We start from the raw sequence: 18035 nt of genomic DNA on the forward strand, positions 1-18035 counted from the left end.
ACCTCGCGACCTGATTCAGGATCGCCCGCGCCATCCTGAGTCCATGCCCTTTGGATCAGGTTGGAGAGTCACTTCATGCGTCACCCTAAACGGCATCTGTCTACGCTGGTGTTATCACTGTGCATGGCCGCTGGTTCCTGGTCGGGCAGCATTGCAGCCCAGAGTGTTCACGCGCCCTATTACCCCGGCTCGATCCTGCCCAATCGCCAGCCCCAGGCGATCATGGATCAGCAACTGGTCAGATTCTACAAGGACTGGAAGGCGGTGTATCTGTCGGGGGAATGCGGCAGCGGCCGGTATTTCGTCAAGGTCAACGCCGACCACAAACCGGTGGGCGGCGGCACCGCGCCCGGCACCATCACGGTGTCCGAGGCCCATGGCTACGGCATGCTGCTCACAGTGATGATGGCCGACTACGATGACGACGCCCAAAAAATATTCGACGGCATGGTGCGCTACTTCCAGGATCACCCGGCGGCCTCCGATCCGGGCTTGATGGCCTGGAACCAGATCGAAGGATGCGGCGATTCCACCGACCCGTTCCGCGGTGACGTCAGCGCCACCGACGGCGACCTGGACATCGCCTACGCCTTGCTGCTGGCCGACCAGAAATGGGGCAGCCAGGGCACCGTCGATTATCGCAACGAGGCCAACACCGTCATGGCCGCGATCATGAAACACGAGGTGCACCCCAGGACGCATCATTTGATGCTCGGCGACTGGGCCGGCACCGACGGCGACCCTGAGCTTGAGTACACCACCCGCAGCTCGGACTTCATGCAGTCGCACCTCTACAGCTTCTTCGCCATGACCGGGGATAAGCGCTGGCAGGCGGTTCGCGACAAGAACTATTCGATCATCAGCGCCTTCACCCAACGCTACAGCGCCAACAGTGGCTTGGTGCCGGACTTTATCAGCCACCTGGACACCTCGCTCACCCCGGCGCGCCCCGAGCTGGTGGAAGGTCAATACGACGGTGGCTACTCATGGAATGCCGCCCGCTACCCGTGGCGCATCGGCCTGGATTACCTGATGTACGGTGACCCTCGTGCCCTGTACACCTTGACCGCCTTCAACCGCTGGGCTCGTTCCACCACCCACGATGAGCCGGGCGCGTTCAACAGCGGCTACCGCATCGACGGCAGCGCCATCGAGGAAGACCAGAATGAGCCGGCCTTTGTGGCGGCATTGGGGGTCAGCGCGATGATCAGCCCCGACAATCAGCCGTGGCTCAATAATATTTGGGACAACCTGCAACGCCGGTCCATCAGGGATCAGGACTACTACGGCAATACCCTGAAACTGCTGGGCATGGTGATCATGTCCGGCCATTGGGAGCGGCCCCAACCGGCGCCCATCAAAAAAACCGCGCACGTGCCTGTCGATCCGCCATCCGGCATTGCTGCACCGGGACCCGTGGCATCTTTGCCGCCCGCCCCGCAGCTGATGCTGGCCCGCGGGTTCAGTTTCAAGAAACTCCTGGGGCGCCGCGGCTTCAGCTGAGGTACGCACATAAAAAAACCCCGCCTGCATCGCTGCAGGCGGGGTTTTTCAGTAGCGGGGTAAGGCTGGCTTACATCATGCCGCCCATGCCGCCCATACCACCCATGTCTGGCATACCGCCGCCGCCAGCGCCTTCAGCCTTAGGCTTGTCAGCAATGGCTGCTTCGGTGGTCAGAATCAGGCCACCGATGGAGGCTGCTGCCTGCAGAGCCGAACGAGTCACCTTGGTAGGGTCCAGGATGCCCATTTCGATCATGTCGCCGTAGACGCCAGTCGCAGCGTTGTAACCGTAGTTACCTTTGCCGTTCTTGACTTCGTTGACCACAACGCTTGGCTCGTCGCCGGAGTTGGCAGCGATCTGACGCAGCGGTGCTTCAACAGCACGACGCAGTACAGCGATACCGACGTTCTGGTCGGCGTTGTCGCCGGTCAGGTTGGTCAGGGCTTCCAGAGCACGGATCAGCGCAACGCCACCGCCAGGTACCACGCCTTCTTCAACGGCTGCGCGGGTTGCGTGCAGGGCGTCTTCAACGCGGGCTTTCTTCTCTTTCATTTCAACTTCGGAACCAGCGCCAACCTTGATCACTGCAACGCCGCCAGACAGCTTGGCCAGGCGCTCTTGCAGTTTTTCACGGTCGTAGTCCGAGGAAGTTTCGGCAACCTGGGCACGGATCTGGGTGATGCGAGCCTGGATGTCGCCTTCAACGCCAGCACCGTCAACGATGATGGTGTTTTCCTTGGAGATGGTCACGCGCTTGGCACTGCCCAGGTTTTCCAGGGTGGCGCTTTCCAGGCTCAGGCCGATCTCTTCGGAGATAACGGTACCGCCGGTCAGTACGGCGATGTCCTGCAGCATGGCCTTGCGACGGTCGCCGAAGCCTGGAGCCTTGACGGCTGCGACTTTAACGATGCCACGCATGTTGTTCACAACCAGAGTCGCCAGGGCTTCGCCTTCAACGTCTTCGGAAACGATCAGCAGTGGGCGGCCGGCTTTGGCAACGGCTTCCAGCACTGGCAGCATTTCGCGGATGTTCGAGATTTTCTTGTCAACCAGCAGGATCAGCGGGCTGTCCAGCTCGGCAACCATGGTTTCTGGCTTGTTGACGAAGTACGGGGACAGGTAGCCACGGTCGAACTGCATGCCTTCAACAACCGACAGTTCGTTTTCCAGGCCAGTGCCTTCTTCAACGGTGATCACGCCTTCTTTACCGACTTTTTCCATGGCTTCGGCAATGATGTCGCCGATGGAGCTGTCGGAGTTGGCGGAGATGGTGCCTACCTGAGCGATGGCCTTGGTGTCGGCGCATGGCTTGGACAGGTTTTTCAGCTCAGCAACAACGGCGATGGTCGCCTTGTCGATGCCGCGCTTGAGGTCCATCGGGTTCATGCCGGCAGCGACGGCCTTGTAGCCCTCGTTGACGATGGCCTGGGCCAGAACGGTAGCGGTGGTGGTGCCGTCGCCTGCGTCATCGTTGGCGCGGGAGGCAACGTCTTTGACCAGCTGCGCGCCCATGTTTTCGAAACGGTCTTCCAGTTCGATTTCTTTGGCGACGGAAACGCCGTCCTTGGTGATGGTCGGAGCGCCGAAGCTCTTCTCGATGATCACGTTACGGCCTTTAGGGCCCAGGGTCGCTTTTACTGCGTCAGCCAGGACGTTGACACCGGCGAGCATTTTCTTACGGGCGGAATCGCCGAATTTAACTTCTTTAGCAGCCATGATCGATATTCCTTAAATACTTTGTAGTAACGGGAAGATGAGCGGGGAAATCAGCCTTCCAGAACAGCGAGAATCTCGTTCTCAGCCATTACCAGCAGGTCTTCGCCGTCGATTTTCACAGTGTTGCTGCCGGAGTAAGGGCCGAAAACAACCTTGTCACCCACTTTCACAGCCAGCGCACGTACTTCACCGTTTTCCAGGGTCTTGCCTGGGCCAGCAGCGAGAATCACACCGTGGTTGGCTTTTTCAGCAGCCGAACCTGGCAGCACGATACCGCCAGCGGTTTTCTTTTCTTCTTCACTGCGACGGATGACGACGCGGTCATGCAGAGGACGAAGCTTGCTCATTGTCGATCTCTCCTAATTGTGTTTTTCATCAGCCGGTGTCAATTCCGGCAGGTTAAATTCCGGCGGTGCCGGTCGCGGTTCGCGGCGCGAAACGCGGAAGTCTGTCTGGTGTCGCCACCAGAAACCTTGCGGTGACCGTTACATAAGGGCGCATAAGGTTATTACAAGGGTGCAGAGATGAAAAATTTTGTGCCGGGGGAGTCTTCAAACGCCGCACGGCACCCGCAGGTGCCGTGCCGCTGAAGGGATTACTTGGGGTCGCGGTGTTCGAATTCGCCTTCGATCACGTCACCTTCACGCCCCAGAGGCTGGCGCGGGGCCGGGCCACCACGGGGTTGCAGGTCGTCGGCAAAGGCGCGCTGGCGGATCGCCGCCTCTTCGGCACGCTGGCGCATCTTGCCCGCCAGCAACTTGCGGGTGAAGGGCAACAACATGACCAGGCCCACCACATCGCTGATAAAGCCCGGCAGGATCAACAGGCCGCCGGCCAAGGCCATCATCAGGCCTTCAAGCATGGTCTGGGCCGGCAGTTCGCCGCGATTCAGGCTTTCACGGGCACGCAGCGCCGTGGCCAGGCCGGCGACGCGCAGCACCAGCACGCCGAGCATCGAGCCGAGAATGATCAGCAGCAGTGCCGGGAAAAACCCGATTGCGCTGCTGACTTGTACGAATACGAACAGTTCCAGCACCGGAAACAACAAAAAGAGCAACAAAAAAGGGCGCATCAAATGGTTCCTCAACGCAAGAATGCCTTGCTACTTCACCTTAGATGACGTCGCCGTTTCGTGAATTCAAGCTTCTGCGCCTGCTTTTTTCGGCCAGACCTCAGCGTGAGCCAGGAAAACCAAGGCCTCGCGTACTTGTGTCGGCGTGTTGCAAGGCTCGGCAAAGGGCAGCCAATAGAGCGCCTGGCCAATGCGCAGGTGCATGCCCTCGCTGTCGATACCCGCCAATTGCGCGGGCTCGGTGGTCGGCAGGCCGGCCAGTTCGACGTAATGGGCGATGGCCTTGGTGTGGTCGCTGTTCATGTGTTCGATCATGCTCAGCTCGGCCTTGCCGGCGAACGGGTTGGCCAGGGTCAACTGGTCGACCCAGTGGATCGCGCCAAACCCACCGATATAGCGGTGGCGTACCGGCTTGAGCACCCAGAAGTCAAAATCATGGGCCTTGTGGTAGTTGGCCGAATCCGGGAAATAGCGGTAGTAACGCTCGGCGGCGGCGTCAATCTCGGCACTGTCTTCGAGTTTCTCGGCTTCGGCCAGGTAGGTCAGGCGCCCTACCGCCTGCACGTCGTCCGCCTCACGCTCACCCACCAACAGCGAACACTTGGGGTCTTTCTGCAGGTTGTGGGTGTGCTGGGCGATGCGGCTGATCAGGATCAGCGGCCGGCCCTCGGCATCCAGGCAGTACGGCACCACTGAGCCAAACGGGAAACCGGGCATGGCCTTGGACAGGGTGGCGAGTGCCCCACGGTATTCCTTGAGCAGTAGTTCTCGGGCATTCTTGGCAACGTGCGCGCTCAACTTATGACTCCTTTGATAAATATCGTCAAAAAATAAACCTGGATAGTCGCTTCATTCTGCCCACAGGACTTGCGAATGCATCTCAACGACAAAGTAATCATTATCACCGGCGGTTGCCAGGGTTTGGGCCGTTCCATGGCCGAGTATTTTGCAGCCAAAGGCGCGCACCTGGCGCTGGTGGACCTCAATCAGGAAAAGCTCGACCAGGCGGTGGCCGCCTGCCAGGCCCATGGCGTGAAGGCCCGGGCCTACCTATGTAACGTGGCGAATGAAGAACAGGTGACCCAGACCGTGGCGCAGATCGCCGAAGACTTTGGTGCGATCAACGGCTTGATCAACAACGCCGGGATCCTGCGCGATGGCCTGCTGCTCAAGGTCAAGGACGGCGAGATGACCAAGATGAGCCTGGCCCAGTGGCAGGCGGTGATCGACGTCAACCTCACCGGCGTCTTCCTGTGCACCCGTGAAGTGGCGGCGAAAATGGTGGAGCTGAAGAATCAGGGCACCATCATCAACATCTCATCAATCTCCCGCGCCGGTAACGTCGGCCAGACCAACTACTCCGCCGCCAAGGCCGGCGTGGCGGCCGCTACCGTGACCTGGGCCAAGGAACTGGCGCGCTACGGCATCCGCGTGGCGGGCATTGCACCGGGGTTTATAGAAACGGAGATGACCCTGGGCATGAAGCCCGAGGCACTGGAGAAGATGACCTCGGGCATTCCCCTCAAGCGCATGGGGCGACCCGAGGAGATTGCCCATTCGGCGGCGTATATCTTCGAGAACGACTACTACACCGGGCGGATCCTGGAAATGGACGGCGGGTTGCGCCTGTAATGACCCGATGGCCCTTTACCAGGTGACGCCGAACCCAGCGGTATAGCGGGTCTTGCTCAACGCGCTTTCCGAGTCGCCACTAATAACGTCGCGCTCGGCCTTGAGGTTGAGGGAGGCCCACTCGGTGACTTTGTAGCGCAGGCCCATTTCCGCGTCCAGGGAATAGTCGGACGGCCCTGCCAACGGCTTGCCAAGCTCGCCATTGGTGAAGAATTCGACGGTCTTGCCCACCAGGTAGCGGTTGTAGTTCCACTTCATCGCCAGCGAGTAGAAGTTGTCCTTGCCGCCGTCCTGATATTCGTAATCGGTGCGGTTGACCAGCGAACCCAGGGAGAACGCACCCAGTTCGTCATCCCAGAACTGGTAGCCCGGGCCGGTACCCACCGTGCGCTGGCGAGACAGGTCTTCGACCTTGTCGCGCTTGTAGGTCAGGCGACCCTGCCAGAACCAGTGTTCGGTAAGAAACCGATCCAGGTCGTATTCCAGCGCCCAGTTGTCGGTGGTGGTCACATCGTCCTGGAATTCGCGGTTGTATTCGCCCTGGGCGGTATGCCGCCATTGGCCATGACGCGCGGTAGTCTTGAAGTCGATGTCGTAGTCGTTGGTGTCTTTTTCCGCACGCTTATAGTCCAGCGCCATATCGACATTGCCCTTCCACACCAGGTCTTCGATCACGGGTTTGGGCTTGATGATCTGCTGGATACTGGCCAGTTCGACCGTCTTGGGCGCTTCGCCGTTGGCCAGGGTGACTTTGCCGTCATCCGCCGCCTGCAGGGACTTGGCCTTCTCACCGGTATAGGCATCCTGCTTGACCAGAAGCTCCTGGTCACTTTCCAGGGTCTTGACCTGCTTCCAGTCCACCGGGATGGCGCCAGCGTAGTCGGTCTGGATCAACAGTTTGCCACCGTCGAAAACCTTGATCTTGCCGGTCAGGCGGTCACCGTTCTTCAACCAGACGGTATCGGCGAGCAGCGGCGTGGAGGCGCTGAAAACAGCGAGGCATAGCAGGGTTCTGGACAACATAAGCAGATATGGGGCTCGAGTTTGGCGAAAAAACGGGCATTATCGGGGTGGATAACTTCTTAGCAAGGACTGACTCGGGTATTGCTATCGAGTTCCATGCTTAACGTTAGATTTGCAGACGTTTCCTACAAATAGACGGACATTTTCATCGGATATGCCCAGCGTGAACGAAACGACCGACGCCCCGCAAAGCCCGGCCGAAATGCGCCGCACGGTGCTGTACCTGACTCTCGCCCAAGTGCCTGAGGGCTGCGTAATCAGCTACGGGGAGCTGGCGCGCCTCGCCGGTTTGGGGCGCGCCGCGCGCTGGGTGGGCCGTACCCTGAGCCAACTGCCCGAGGACACCAAACTGCCCTGGCACCGGGTGCTGGGTGCCGGCGGTCGGATAAGTCTGCCGGTGGGCAGTGCCTCAGGTGACGAGCAACGCGCGCGTTTGCGCGGCGAAGGTGTCAGCATCCTGAACAATCGTGTTGATATTCAGCGTCATGGCTGGCGCCCGGTAGAGCACAGCGGTTAGAGTGCGCGCTTTATTTGCGTAATTCTGAGGCAGACTCCAGCCCATGCCCCGTAAAACCTGGCGCGCCGCGCTCGCCGCCTATGCCAGCCCCTCGACGTTAGTGCTGTTGCTGCTCGGCTTTGCTGCCGGCTTGCCTTACATGTTGGTGTTCTCGACGCTTTCTGTGTGGTTGCGTGAGGCCGGTGTGGCCCGCGAAACCATCGGTTATGCGAGCCTGATCGGCCTGGCATACGCCTTCAAGTGGGTCTGGTCGCCCTTGCTCGACCAATGGCGCCTGCCGCTGCTCGGCAAGCTCGGACGTCGTCGTTCCTGGCTGGTACTGTCCCAGACGCTGGTGATCCTCGGATTGATCGGCATGGGGTTCTGCGATCCGCAAAAGCACCTTTCCTGGCTGATCGCCATCGCCGTGATCGTCGCCTTCGCTTCCGCCACGCAAGATATCGCCGTCGACGCCTACCGCCTGGAAATCGCCAGCGACAGCCAGCAGGCCGCGTTGGCCGCCAGCTATATGTCCGGTTATCGCGTGGCCGCCCTGCTGGCCACCGCGGGTGCACTGTTTTTCGCTGAAGGCTTTGGCTCCACCGGCTTCAATTACAAGCACTCGGCGTGGGCTGGCACTTATGTGCTGTTCGGTGCGCTGATGGTGCCTGCGTTGCTGACCACCCTGTTCATGCGCGAACCCAATGTGCCACTGCGCACCCAGTTACAGGCCGGGCGCTACAGTTTTGCGCACCAGTTGGTCTCGGTGTTCGTACTGATCGTGCTGTTGGTGTCGGTACCGGCGATGTTTACCCAGCTGTACAACACAGACTTCGCCAGCGTGCTGTTCCACGGCGTCAGCCTGCTGGATCTGCTGCTGGAAGACCGCGCGTTCCTGCGGGCCATCCTCTATATCATCCTGACCACCCTGTGCCTGTCGACCATGGGTCGCCGAGGCCTGGCGCCGGTGCTCACGCCGGTCAACGACTTCATCCTGCGCTACCGCTGGCAAGCCTTCCTGCTGCTGGGGTTGATTGCGACCTATCGGATGTCGGACACGGTAATGGGCGTGATGGCCAACGTGTTCTATATCGACCAGGGGTTTACCAAGGACCAGATCGCCGGCGTCAGCAAGGTGTTCGGCCTGATCATGACCCTGCTGGGTGCCGGCATGGGCGGCCTGCTGATCGTGCGCTTCGGCATCCTGCCGATCCTGTTTATCGGCGGCATTGCATCGGCCGGTACCAACCTGCTGTTCGTGATGCTCGCCGACATGGGCCCGGACCTGCAGATGCTGATTTTCACCATCTCCCTGGATAACTTCAGCTCAGGCATGGCGACCTCAGCATTCGTCGCGTACCTGTCGAGCCTGACCAACCTGAAATTCTCTGCCACCCAATACGCCTTGCTCAGCTCGATCATGTTGCTGCTGCCACGCTTGATCGGCGGGTATTCAGGGGTAATGGTCGAGAAATTCGGTTACCACAACTTCTTCCTGGTCACCTGCCTGCTGGGTGTGCCGACGCTGATCCTGATCGCCTTGCACTGGTTCCAGGAAAGCCGGCGGATTCGCTTGAATCCTCCCGAGGAAAACGAATCACTGTAGGAGCTGGCTTGCCCGCGATAGCATCACCGCGGTGCAACTGATACACCGTGTTGCCTGCATCGCAGGCAAGCCAGCTCCCACAGAAGCCCCGCTCCAGCAACCAGATGCCTGTACGTCGGCAGCAAGCGCCCGTACAATCCAAAGTCATTTCAAGTCCAAGCAACCGACAACGGCCTACCATGCGCACCAGTCAATATTTGCTCGCCACACAGAAAGAAACGCCTTCCGACGCGGTCGTGATCAGCCATCAGCTGATGCTGCGCGCCGGCATGATCCGCAAACTGGCCTCGGGCCTGTACACCTGGCTGCCCATGGGCTTGAAGGTGATGCGCAAGGTCGAAGCCATCGTTCGTGAAGAAATGAACGCTGCCGGCTCTCTGGAAGTGTTGATGCCGAGCACCCAACCGGCTGAGCTGTGGCAGGAATCCGGGCGCTGGGAAGAGTACGGCCCAGAATTGCTGCGCTTCAAGGATCGTCACGGCCGCGATTTCTGCGCCGGCCCGACCCACGAAGAAGTCATCACCGACCTGATGCGCAACGAGTTGAGCAGCTACAAGCAGCTGCCCCTCAACCTGTATCAGATCCAGACCAAGTTCCGTGACGAAATCCGCCCACGCTTCGGTTTGATGCGCGGCCGTGAATTCATCATGAAGGACGCCTATTCGTTCCACGCTGACCAGGCGTCCCTGCAGGTCACCTACGACCGCATGCACACCGCCTATTGCAACGTGTTCACCCGCCTGGGCCTGAAATTCCGCCCGGTTGAAGCGGACAACGGTTCCATCGGCGGTGCCGGCTCCCACGAGTTCCACGTGCTGGCCGAATCCGGTGAAGACGATATCGTGTTCAGCAACGGTTCCGACTACGCGGCGAACATCGAGAAAGCCGAAGCCGTGCCACGGGAAACTTCCCGCCCTGCGCCAAGCGAAGAGCTGCGCCTGGTGGACACGCCTGAGACCAAGACCATCGCGGCCCTGGTGGAAAAATTCAATCTGCCGATTGAAAAGACCATCAAGACCCTGATCGTGCGCGCCGAAGAAGAAGGCAAGCTGATCGCCCTGGTGATCCGTGGCGACCACGAGCTCAACGAAATCAAGGCAGCCCAGCAGCCAGGCGTTGCCAGCCCGCTGGTCATGGCCACCGACTCCGAACTGCGCGACGCCATTGGCGCCGGCGCCGGTTCCCTGGGCCCGTTGAACCTGCCACTGCCGATCATCATCGACCGTTCGGTTGAGCTGATGAGCGACTTCGGCATCGGTGCCAACATCGATGACAAGCACTACTTCGGCGTGAACTGGGAACGTGACCTGCCGGTTCCGACCGTGGCCGACCTGCGTAACGTGGTGGCCGGCGACCCAAGCCCGGATGGCAAGGGCACGCTTGAAATCAAGCGCGGCATCGAAGTCGGGCACATCTTCCAGCTGGGCAACAAGTACAGCAAGGCGATGAAGTGCGAAGTGCTGGGCGAGAACGGCAAGCCGATCACCCTGGAAATGGGCTGCTACGGCATTGGTGTTTCCCGCGTGGTTGCGGCTGCCATCGAGCAGAACAACGACGAGAAAGGCATCATCTGGAGCGACGCCCTGGCGCCATTCCAGGTTGCCCTGGTACCGCTGCGCTACGAAACCGAGCAAGTACGCGAAGCCACCGACAAGCTGTACGCCGAACTGACGGCTGCCGGCTTTGAAGTGCTGCTGGATGATCGGGACAAGAAAACCAGCCCGGGCATCAAGTTCGCCGACATGGAACTGATTGGCATCCCGCACCGGATCGTGGTCAGTGACCGCGGCCTGGCCGATGGCAATCTGGAATACAAGAGCCGGACCGAAGCCGAAGCCCAACCGTTGCCGGTGGCTGACGTGCTGTCTTTCCTTCAGGCGCGTATTCGTCGCTGAAAACCAGATCAAGAGTCGTCATGTTCAAGCGAAACACCATAGCCCTGGGGGGCGCCACGTTATGTGGCGCCCTGCTGGTCAGCGGCTGCGCCAACCAGATGTCGCAACGCAGCGAGCACGAGGAACGCATCGAGCGCAAATTGCTCGATCACAGCCTGCAGATCGATGTGGGCGAGCCCAAGGTGCTGGAGCTGCCGCAACGCCGGGTTCGCATTCACGAGCAAAAGACCTTTGAGGTCACCGAGTTCGAAGTCACCCGTCGCTACGACCGCTACACGCCCTACCAGCCTTGGCGCAAACTCTACGAAATGCCCTTCGGTGCAGTTGCGCTCGTGGCGGGCGTGGGCGCCAACGTGGCGAATATCTTCGCCCTGGGCAACCTGCCTGCGAGCATGACCCGCGACTGGCTCAGCTACGGCGTGGACGGGATCAACCCGTTCATGAACGTGCAATCCAACGGCCGTGCGCAACAGAACCTGGCGGGCATCGATGAAGTCCAGCGCGACAAGCGCGTGGAGTATTCGAGCCTGCCCTGGAGCGAGCGCCCGGTGCAGGTGACCGCCGGCAAGCAAACCTTTGACCTGACCACCGACCGTAATGGCGTACTGCGCCTGAACCTGTTGGACAGCCCGCTTGCCGAACATGACCTGAACCGCATCAGCACCCTGAAGATCAGTGTTGAGGATGCACAGGATGACGTGCATTCGGACTCGTCACTGGCCATCAGCAGCACCCTGCGGGGCAAATTGCTCGAAGCACATGCGCTGATCTACGACGACCTGGAAGACGACGAGGTCAACGAGTGGGTGCACCGGGTCAAGCGCCTGTCGGAGCTGGGCCTGGAAGAGGAAGCCAGTGAGCTTGAACAAAGCCTGATCGAGCTGACCCGCAATGATCCGGAGCTGCAGCAGGAATTCCTGCAGGCCTTGACCAAGGATGCCGGGCGCCTGGTGGCAGACCCTGAGGCACGCTAACCTCCCGTAGCAGCTGTCGAGCCCCAGCGAGGCTGCGTCAGCGGTGTCCCTGATACACCGCTGACGCAGCCTCGCTGGGGCTCGACAGCTGCTACGCGGATAACCTACCAACACAGCTCAAGCTGCTCGTTGCCGCTGCTCAAATCCAGCAATCGCACGCCAATCCCCAGCAATCGCACCGGCTTGCCGCCGCGATTGAACGCCTGGGTCAGCAACTGCCGGTAGCTCTCCAGGTCCCGCCCTGCCCCGGCCTGTTCCAGGGTCGTCTGGGTAAAGTCGTGAAACTTCACTTTGACGAACGGCTTGCCCGCCCGATAGCTACTGTCGATGCGCGCCATGCGCCCGGCGAGGGTGTCCATCAGTTCGGGCAATTTTTCCAGGCAACTGGGCAGGTCCGGCAGGTCGACATCGTAGGTATTTTCCACACTGATGGACTGCCGCCGGCTGTCGTTCTGCACCACACGGTCATCGATCCCACGAGCCAGGCTCCAGAGGCGCTCGCCAAAGCTGCCGAATTCACGCACCAGCGCCAGCTTGTTCCAGTCCCGCAGTTGCAGGCAATCCTCAATCCCCAGCCGCGCCAGCTTGTCAGCCGTGACCTTGCCCACGCCGTGGAGCTTTTTCACCGGCAGCGCCGAGACAAAGTCTTCGACCTGGTCGGGGGTGATCACAAACAATCCGTTGGGCTTTTTCCAGTCGCTGGCGATCTTGGCGAGGAACTTGTTCGGCGCCACGCCCGCAGAAACGGTGATGTGCAATTGGTTGGAGACCCGCCGGCGAATATCCTGGGCAATGCGCGTGGCACTGCCGCCGAAATGTGGGCTGTCAGAGACGTCCAGGTAGGCCTCGTCCAGGGACAACGGTTCGATCAGGTCGGTGTAGTCGCGAAAGATCGTCTGGATTTCCTTGGACGCTTCTTTATAGGCATCCATGCGCGGTTTGACGATGGTCAGGTCCGGGCACAGCTTCAAGGCGTGCCGGGACGACATGGCCGAACGTACACCGTAGGCCCGCGCCTCATAGTTGCACGTGGCGATCACCCCGCGCCGGTCTGCCGAGCCGCCCACCGCCAGCGGTTTTTGCGCCAGGGTCGGGTCGTCGCGCATCTCGATGGCGGCGTAGAAGCAATCACAGTCGACGTGGATGATTTTGCGCTGCGTCATATATAAGGCAGTGGTTCTGGGCAGAAAACGAACAGGCGGGCAGTATCTCACTCACACCTGTATATAGCACCAGTAGTTTGAATCTTCCGCCTAAGCGGTGGGAAAATTCGCACATGAATTCATTTTCTCAATCGAAACTCACCCCCCGATAGAGCTGAAAGCCTCGGCCAGACTGGCCCGCAGGCCCATCAAGGGGCCACCTTGGAGAGCTAACCGATTGAACCACAAGCGCTTTTCTTTGAATCAGCGGTTGACACACTCGCGTTCCTCTGTAGAATGCCGACACACAGACGCGGGATGGAGCAGTCTGGTAGCTCGTCGGGCTCATAACCCGAAGGTCGTCGGTTCAAATCCGGCTCCCGCAACCAAACATCAAAAAAGGCTACTCGAAAGAGTGGCCTTTTTTGTGCCTGTCTGTTTTAGCCCTCTTTTCGATTGTCTGACAAAAAACCTTTTCCAATCGCGCACTTACCACCCGCGCGTGACAATCCAAGGCTAATTCGCACTTATTTGACCCATCGGCCGATTAACGGTTGACACCCCGCCGTTGCTCTGTAGAATGCCGCCACACAGACGCGGGATGGAGCAGTCTGGTAGCTCGTCGGGCTCATAACCCGAAGGTCGTCGGTTCAAATCCGGCTCCCGCAACCAAACATCAAAAAAGGCTGCTCGAAAGAGTGGCCTTTTTTGTATCTGACGAAAAAGTCCTTTTGAAACAATGGCATGGCATCTTTCATGAAACCGTACACGGTTTGTAGAGTCCATCTCATTGCAAGCTATGCTAAGTCTTCAAGCACTGTCCTTCTACGACCAATGGGCGCTGTCGCTGCACTTCGCGATACGCGTTAATATTTGTAATTATTTTGTCCATAGGGATTGGTAACTTGGCTGGATACCTCCATCCTGTCGCGCACAATCCACGAGGTGATTGATGCGCGCCAACTCGTCTGAACCACAAGACACTGTCACAGCGACACAACCGATCACTCCCACCCGTTTGCGCTGGCTGGATCTGTTGAGCAAATACCGCCAACCCATCGGGCTGGCCGTCACGTTGTTGCTGTTCGCAATCGCCCTTATTGCCTGTCGCCACCTGCTGCTTGAGCTGGACTTGTACGCGCTCCACGATTCGATCCTGGAAGTGCCGAAACCTGCACTGCTGGGCGCATTCGGTGCCGCGGTCGCAGGCTTTATCATTTTGTTGGGCTATGAATTTTCCGGCGCCCGCTATGCCGGGGTGAAACTGCCGGCCAAGACCCTGGCCTACGGCGGCTTTACCGCATTCGCCATCGGCAACGCCATTGGCCTGTCGATGCTCTCGGGCGGCTCGGTGCGCTACCGTTTATATGCACGGTATGGCGTCGGCGCCTCGGAAGTGGCCCGCATGACCGTGTTTGCCAGCCTCGCCCTGGGTTGCGCCCTGCCACCACTGGCAGCCCTGGCCACCCTGAGCAACCTGCCCGCCGCCTCCAACGCACTGCATTTGCCGGCGAGCCTGCTCGGCGGTATCGCAGGCGCTGTACTGTTGTTGACCGCAGCACTGTGCATCGGCATCTACCGTCGTCGCCTGCCGGAACAACCGTATCCGGACAACCTGCTGGTCAAGGCCGGGCGCCGCACCCTGCGCCTGCCAGGCCGTCGCCTGACCTTCCTGCAACTGATCATCACCGCCCTCGACGTCGCCGCTGCCGCCACCGTGCTTTATCTGCTGCTGCCGGAAGCGCCGCCCTTCGGCCCGTTCCTGCTGGTGTACCTGCTGGCCCTGGCCGCGGGTGTGCTCAGCCATGTGCCGGGCGGTGTCGGGGTGTTCGAAGCGATCCTGCTGGCGGCCTTTGCCGACAAGCTTGGCGCTGCGCCATTGGCGGCCGCCTTGCTGCTTTACCGGATGATCTATGTGGTGCTGCCGCTGCTGATCGCCTGTGTGTTCCTGCTGATCAATGAAGCCCAGCGCCTGTTCCAGACGCAGCAAAGCCTGCGGGCGGCCTCGGGCCTGGCCGCACCGATCCTGGCCGTACTGGTTTTTTTGTCCGGCGTGGTCCTGCTGTTTTCCGGCGCAACCCCGGAAATCGACTCACGCCTGGAAAACATCGGCTTCCTGATTCCTCATCGCCTGATTGACGCTTCGCACTTTGGTGCCAGCCTGATCGGCGTGCTCTGCCTGTTGCTGGCACAAGGACTGCGTCGCCGGTTGTCTGCCGCGTGGATGCTGACCATGGTGCTGCTGCTGACCGGCGCCCTGCTCTCGCTGCTCAAGGGTTTCGACTGGGAAGAAGCCAGCCTGATGACCATGACGGCGGTGCTGCTGGCGATCTTCCGGCGCTCGTTCTACCGCGCCAGCCGCCTGACTGAACTGCCATTCTCGCCGCTGTACCTGGTGGCGAGCGTGTGCGTGCTCGGTGCGTCGATCTGGCTGCTGTTGTTCGCCTACCAGGACGTGCCCTACAGCCATCAGCTGTGGTGGCAGTTCACCCTCGACGCCAACGCCCCACGTGGACTGCGCTCGCTGCTGGGCGCTGCCGTGGTATTGGTGGTGGTCTCGCTGACCTGGCTGCTGCGCACCGCGCGCCCGATCATCCACCTGCCAACACCCGACGAACTGGAACGCGCTACCAAGATCCTGATGAACTCGGCGCAACCCGACGGCGGCCTGGCCCTGACCGGCGACAAGGCCCTGCTGTTTCACCCCAACGACGAAGCGTTCCTGATGTACGCTCGTCGCGGTCGCAGCCTGGTGGCCTTGTATGACCCGATCGGCCCGACCCTGCAACGGGCCGAGATGATCTGGCAGTTCCGTGACCTGTGCGACATTCACCATGCGCGCCCGGTGTTCTACCAGGTGCGGGCAGAGAACCTGCCGTACTACATGGACATCGGCCTGACCGCGATCAAGCTGGGCGAAGAAGCCCGGGTCGACCTGAAACGCTTTGACCTGGAAGCCAAGGGCAAAGAGATGAAGGACCTGCGCTACACCTGGAACCGCGGGACCCGTGACGGCCTGTCCCTGGAGATCCACGAAGCCGGCCAGGCCCCGATGGAGGAGCTGAAAGTCATCTCCGACGCGTGGCTGACCGGCAAGAACGTGCGGGAAAAGGGCTTTTCCCTCGGACGATTCAGCGACGACTACCTCAAGCACTTTCGTATTGCGATCATTCGCTTCGAAGGGCGCCCGGTAGCGTTTGCGAACCTGCTTGAGACCTACAGCCATGACCTGGCCAGTCTCGACCTGATGCGTGCGCACCCGGACGCGCCGAAGTTGACCATGGAATTCATGATGGTCGGCCTGATTCAACATTATAAGAACCATGGCTACGCCCGCTTCAGCCTCGGCATGGTGCCGTTGTCGGGCCTGCAACCACGACGTGGCGCCCCGCTGACCCAACGCCTGGGCTCGATGGTGTTCCGCCGTGGCGAGCAACTGTATAACTTCCAAGGCTTGCGCCGCTTCAAAGACAAGTTCCAGCCTGACTGGGAACCCCGTTACATGGCCGTGCCCGCAGGACTTGATCCGCTGGTGGCACTGGCCGATACCGCCGCCCTGATTGCGGGCGGCTTGACTGGATTGGTGAAACGCTGATGATTCGACGCTCCTGGCGGTATGTATTGGCCTTTGTAGTGCTGCTCGCCCTGGTCCTGGGTGGCGGCTATTGGTACTGGAACCGCCCTGCCCCGCAGCCCACCCTGGAGCAATTGCCCCAGGCCGATGGCTCGGTCATGACGCGGGTAACCCCCGGCACTACCCCGAAGGCCCGCGTGGCCGTGGCCGTACTGGCCGACGAAACCCTGACCGACAGCCAACTGATCGCCCTCAGCCAAGGCGGCGCGGCGCAGATCGTCCAGGTGATCCTGCCCAAGGACGACTGCAAGCTGCAGGAACAAGCCCTGCAAACCGCCCTGGGCCAGCTTGCCGGCCCGGCGACCCTGGTCAGCGGCATCGGCCCTGGCGCATCCCTGGCCTGGCGCTGGCTGGCCGCACAGAACGACGACAAGGCCAACGCCATCTCCGTCGGCTTCGCAATCGCACAGCCAGGCTGCAATGACCCGCTGCCGAAAACCTCGGCCCACGGCAGCTGGCTGGTCGCCTGGAACGATAACCCTGACGACGATGCCGCCAGTTTCGTACGCGATACACCGCGTGCCACCACCAGCATCAGCGACTACGACGTTCACTACCCGCAAGTGCTGAACAACGAACTGCGCAAACAGCTGGTAGGTTCGGACAACGGCGGCCTGGCGATCCCGGTGGTCGAAGTACCTGCGGGCCAGGCCAAGGACACGGTCACCCTGTTCCTCTCCGGTGACGGCGGCTGGCGTGACCTGGACCGCGACGTGGCCGGGGAAATGGCCAAGATCGGCTACCCGGTGGTCGGCATCGACACCCTGCGCTACTACTGGCAGCACAAGACCCCGGAACAAAGCGCCAAGGACCTCACCGAGCTGATGCAACACTACCGGCAGAAGTGGGGCACCAAGCGCTTCGTGCTGACCGGTTACTCGTTCGGCGCCGACGTGTTGCCGGCCATCTACAACCGTCTGCCGGAAAACGAGCAGCAGCGTGTAGACGCAATCATCCTGCTGGCCTTTGCCCGCACCGGCAGCTTCGAGATCGAAGTGGAAGGCTGGCTGGGCAACGCCGGCAAAGAAGCCGCCACCGGCCCGGAAATGGCCAAGCTGCCACCGGCCAAAGTGGTGTGCATCTACGGTGCCGAAGAAGTCGATGAAAGCGGCTGCACCGACAAGACCGCTGTCGGCGAAGCGGTGAAGCTGCCTGGCGGCCATCACTTCGACGAGAATTACCCGGCGCTGGCCCAGCGCCTGGTGGACATCATCAATAAGCGTCAAGGCACCCCCAAGGCCGAATAAGCGCCCACAAAAAAGCCCCCGCTGCCGCAAGGCACCGGGGGCTTTTTGTTGATTGCCCGTAGCAGCTGTCGAGCCCCGGCGAGGCTGCGTCGGC

14 protein-coding genes and 2 tRNA genes are annotated in these 18035 nt (G+C 60.6%); 10 read left to right on the forward strand and 6 right to left on the reverse strand.

Translation table 11 applies throughout. The features are described from left to right. Positions 1-75 precede the first annotated feature (75 nt). The gene (locus M2400_RS12970) at positions 76-1503 is read left to right on the forward strand and encodes a glycosyl hydrolase family 8 (RefSeq protein WP_177121901.1); all 1428 of its coding nucleotides are present in this window, start codon (positions 76-78) and stop codon (positions 1501-1503) included. Between the two features lie 70 nt (positions 1504-1573). On the opposite strand, the gene groL is transcribed toward M2400_RS12970, so the two are convergent. The 4 genes from groL to M2400_RS12990 all read right to left on the reverse strand — a co-directional run bounded on the left by groL (position 1574) and on the right by M2400_RS12990 (position 5090). Next, a complete protein-coding gene (groL, locus tag M2400_RS12975) occupies positions 1574-3220 on the reverse strand; it encodes a chaperonin GroEL (protein ID WP_177115596.1) in 1647 nt (548 codons plus the stop codon). A 50-nt stretch (positions 3221-3270) separates the two neighbouring features. Continuing rightward, entirely contained in the window at positions 3271-3567 is a 297-nt protein-coding gene (groES, locus tag M2400_RS12980) for a co-chaperone GroES (RefSeq protein ID WP_003208599.1), read from the reverse strand. Between the two features lie 248 nt (positions 3568-3815). Beyond that, entirely contained in the window at positions 3816-4292 is a 477-nt protein-coding gene (locus M2400_RS12985; RefSeq protein WP_177046770.1) for an FxsA family protein, read from the reverse strand. 66 nt (positions 4293-4358) lie between these two features. Next, a complete protein-coding gene (locus M2400_RS12990) occupies positions 4359-5090 on the reverse strand; it encodes a HugZ family protein (protein WP_177079740.1) in 732 nt (243 codons plus the stop codon). 75 nt (positions 5091-5165) lie between these two features. On the opposite strand from M2400_RS12990, the gene M2400_RS12995 reads away from it, so the two are divergent. Beyond that, a complete protein-coding gene (locus tag M2400_RS12995) occupies positions 5166-5924 on the forward strand; it encodes an SDR family oxidoreductase (protein WP_177046774.1) in 759 nt (252 codons plus the stop codon). Positions 5925-5939: 15 nt separating this feature from the next. Here M2400_RS12995 and M2400_RS13000 read toward each other — a convergent pair whose 3' ends face one another. Beyond that, entirely contained in the window at positions 5940-6947 is a 1008-nt protein-coding gene (locus tag M2400_RS13000) for a DUF481 domain-containing protein (protein WP_177046776.1), read from the reverse strand. 154 nt (positions 6948-7101) lie between these two features. Between M2400_RS13000 and M2400_RS13005 the strand changes: the two genes are divergently transcribed. From M2400_RS13005 to M2400_RS13020, 4 genes are all read left to right on the forward strand, one after another. Next, on the forward strand, positions 7102-7464 hold the full coding sequence (locus M2400_RS13005) for an MGMT family protein (RefSeq protein ID WP_177046778.1): 363 nt from the start codon (positions 7102-7104) through the stop codon (positions 7462-7464). Positions 7465-7507: 43 nt separating this feature from the next. Beyond that, positions 7508-9049 carry an AmpG family muropeptide MFS transporter gene (locus M2400_RS13010; RefSeq protein ID WP_177046780.1) on the forward strand — a complete coding sequence of 514 codons (1542 nt, stop codon included), beginning with the start codon at positions 7508-7510 and terminating at the stop codon, positions 9047-9049. Positions 9050-9228: 179 nt separating this feature from the next. After that, positions 9229-10944, forward strand: coding sequence for a proline--tRNA ligase (locus M2400_RS13015; protein WP_003208614.1), 1716 nt, complete (start codon positions 9229-9231; stop codon positions 10942-10944). Positions 10945-10964: 20 nt separating this feature from the next. Next, positions 10965-11918, forward strand: coding sequence for a hypothetical protein (locus M2400_RS13020; protein WP_259196914.1), 954 nt, complete (start codon positions 10965-10967; stop codon positions 11916-11918). A 104-nt stretch (positions 11919-12022) separates the two neighbouring features. On the opposite strand, the gene dinB is transcribed toward M2400_RS13020, so the two are convergent. Beyond that, complete coding sequence (dinB, locus tag M2400_RS13025; RefSeq protein ID WP_177121902.1) at positions 12023-13081, reverse strand: DNA polymerase IV; 1059 nt, start codon at positions 13079-13081, stop codon at positions 12023-12025. 291 nt (positions 13082-13372) lie between these two features. Between dinB and M2400_RS13030 the strand changes: the two genes are divergently transcribed. The 4 genes from M2400_RS13030 (at position 13373) to M2400_RS13045 (ending at position 17941) form a co-directional block, all read left to right on the forward strand. Beyond that, positions 13373-13449: transfer RNA gene (locus M2400_RS13030), tRNA-Met, on the forward strand. A 206-nt stretch (positions 13450-13655) separates the two neighbouring features. After that, a tRNA-Met gene (locus tag M2400_RS13035) sits at positions 13656-13732 on the forward strand. A 280-nt stretch (positions 13733-14012) separates the two neighbouring features. Beyond that, positions 14013-16655 carry a bifunctional lysylphosphatidylglycerol flippase/synthetase MprF gene (gene mprF / locus M2400_RS13040; RefSeq protein WP_177046793.1) on the forward strand — a complete coding sequence of 881 codons (2643 nt, stop codon included), beginning with the start codon at positions 14013-14015 and terminating at the stop codon, positions 16653-16655. Then, positions 16655-17941 (forward strand): virulence factor family protein, encoded by a 1287-nt coding sequence (locus M2400_RS13045; RefSeq protein ID WP_259196920.1) that lies wholly within the window; start codon positions 16655-16657, stop codon positions 17939-17941. Before mprF ends, M2400_RS13045 begins: the two co-directional genes overlap by 1 nt. The last annotated feature ends 94 nt before the right edge of the window (positions 17942-18035 follow it).

Source organism: Pseudomonas sp. BIGb0558, from assembly GCF_024807515.1.
GTDB lineage: Bacteria > Pseudomonadota > Gammaproteobacteria > Pseudomonadales > Pseudomonadaceae > Aquipseudomonas > Aquipseudomonas yamanorum_A.

Excerpts from the sequence above, each read along its gene's own strand:
- M2400_RS12970 (WP_177121901.1), top strand. The coding sequence starts at position 76 with ATGCGTCACCCTAAACGGCATCTGTCTACGCTGGTGTTATCACTGTGC.
- groL (WP_177115596.1), bottom strand. The coding sequence starts at position 3,220 with ATGGCTGCTAAAGAAGTTAAATTCGGCGATTCCGCCCGTAAGAAAATG.
- groES (WP_003208599.1), bottom strand. The coding sequence starts at position 3,567 with ATGAGCAAGCTTCGTCCTCTGCATGACCGCGTCGTCATCCGTCGCAGT.
- M2400_RS12985 (WP_177046770.1), bottom strand. The coding sequence starts at position 4,292 with ATGCGCCCTTTTTTGTTGCTCTTTTTGTTGTTTCCGGTGCTGGAACTG.
- M2400_RS12995 (WP_177046774.1), top strand. The coding sequence starts at position 5,166 with ATGCATCTCAACGACAAAGTAATCATTATCACCGGCGGTTGCCAGGGT.
- M2400_RS13000 (WP_177046776.1), bottom strand. The coding sequence starts at position 6,947 with ATGTTGTCCAGAACCCTGCTATGCCTCGCTGTTTTCAGCGCCTCCACG.
- M2400_RS13005 (WP_177046778.1), top strand. The coding sequence starts at position 7,102 with ATGCCCAGCGTGAACGAAACGACCGACGCCCCGCAAAGCCCGGCCGAA.
- M2400_RS13010 (WP_177046780.1), top strand. The coding sequence starts at position 7,508 with ATGCCCCGTAAAACCTGGCGCGCCGCGCTCGCCGCCTATGCCAGCCCC.
- M2400_RS13015 (WP_003208614.1), top strand. The coding sequence starts at position 9,229 with ATGCGCACCAGTCAATATTTGCTCGCCACACAGAAAGAAACGCCTTCC.
- M2400_RS13020 (WP_259196914.1), top strand. The coding sequence starts at position 10,965 with ATGTTCAAGCGAAACACCATAGCCCTGGGGGGCGCCACGTTATGTGGC.
- dinB (WP_177121902.1), bottom strand. The coding sequence starts at position 13,081 with ATGACGCAGCGCAAAATCATCCACGTCGACTGTGATTGCTTCTACGCC.
- mprF (WP_177046793.1), top strand. The coding sequence starts at position 14,013 with ATGCGCGCCAACTCGTCTGAACCACAAGACACTGTCACAGCGACACAA.
- M2400_RS13045 (WP_259196920.1), top strand. The coding sequence starts at position 16,655 with ATGATTCGACGCTCCTGGCGGTATGTATTGGCCTTTGTAGTGCTGCTC.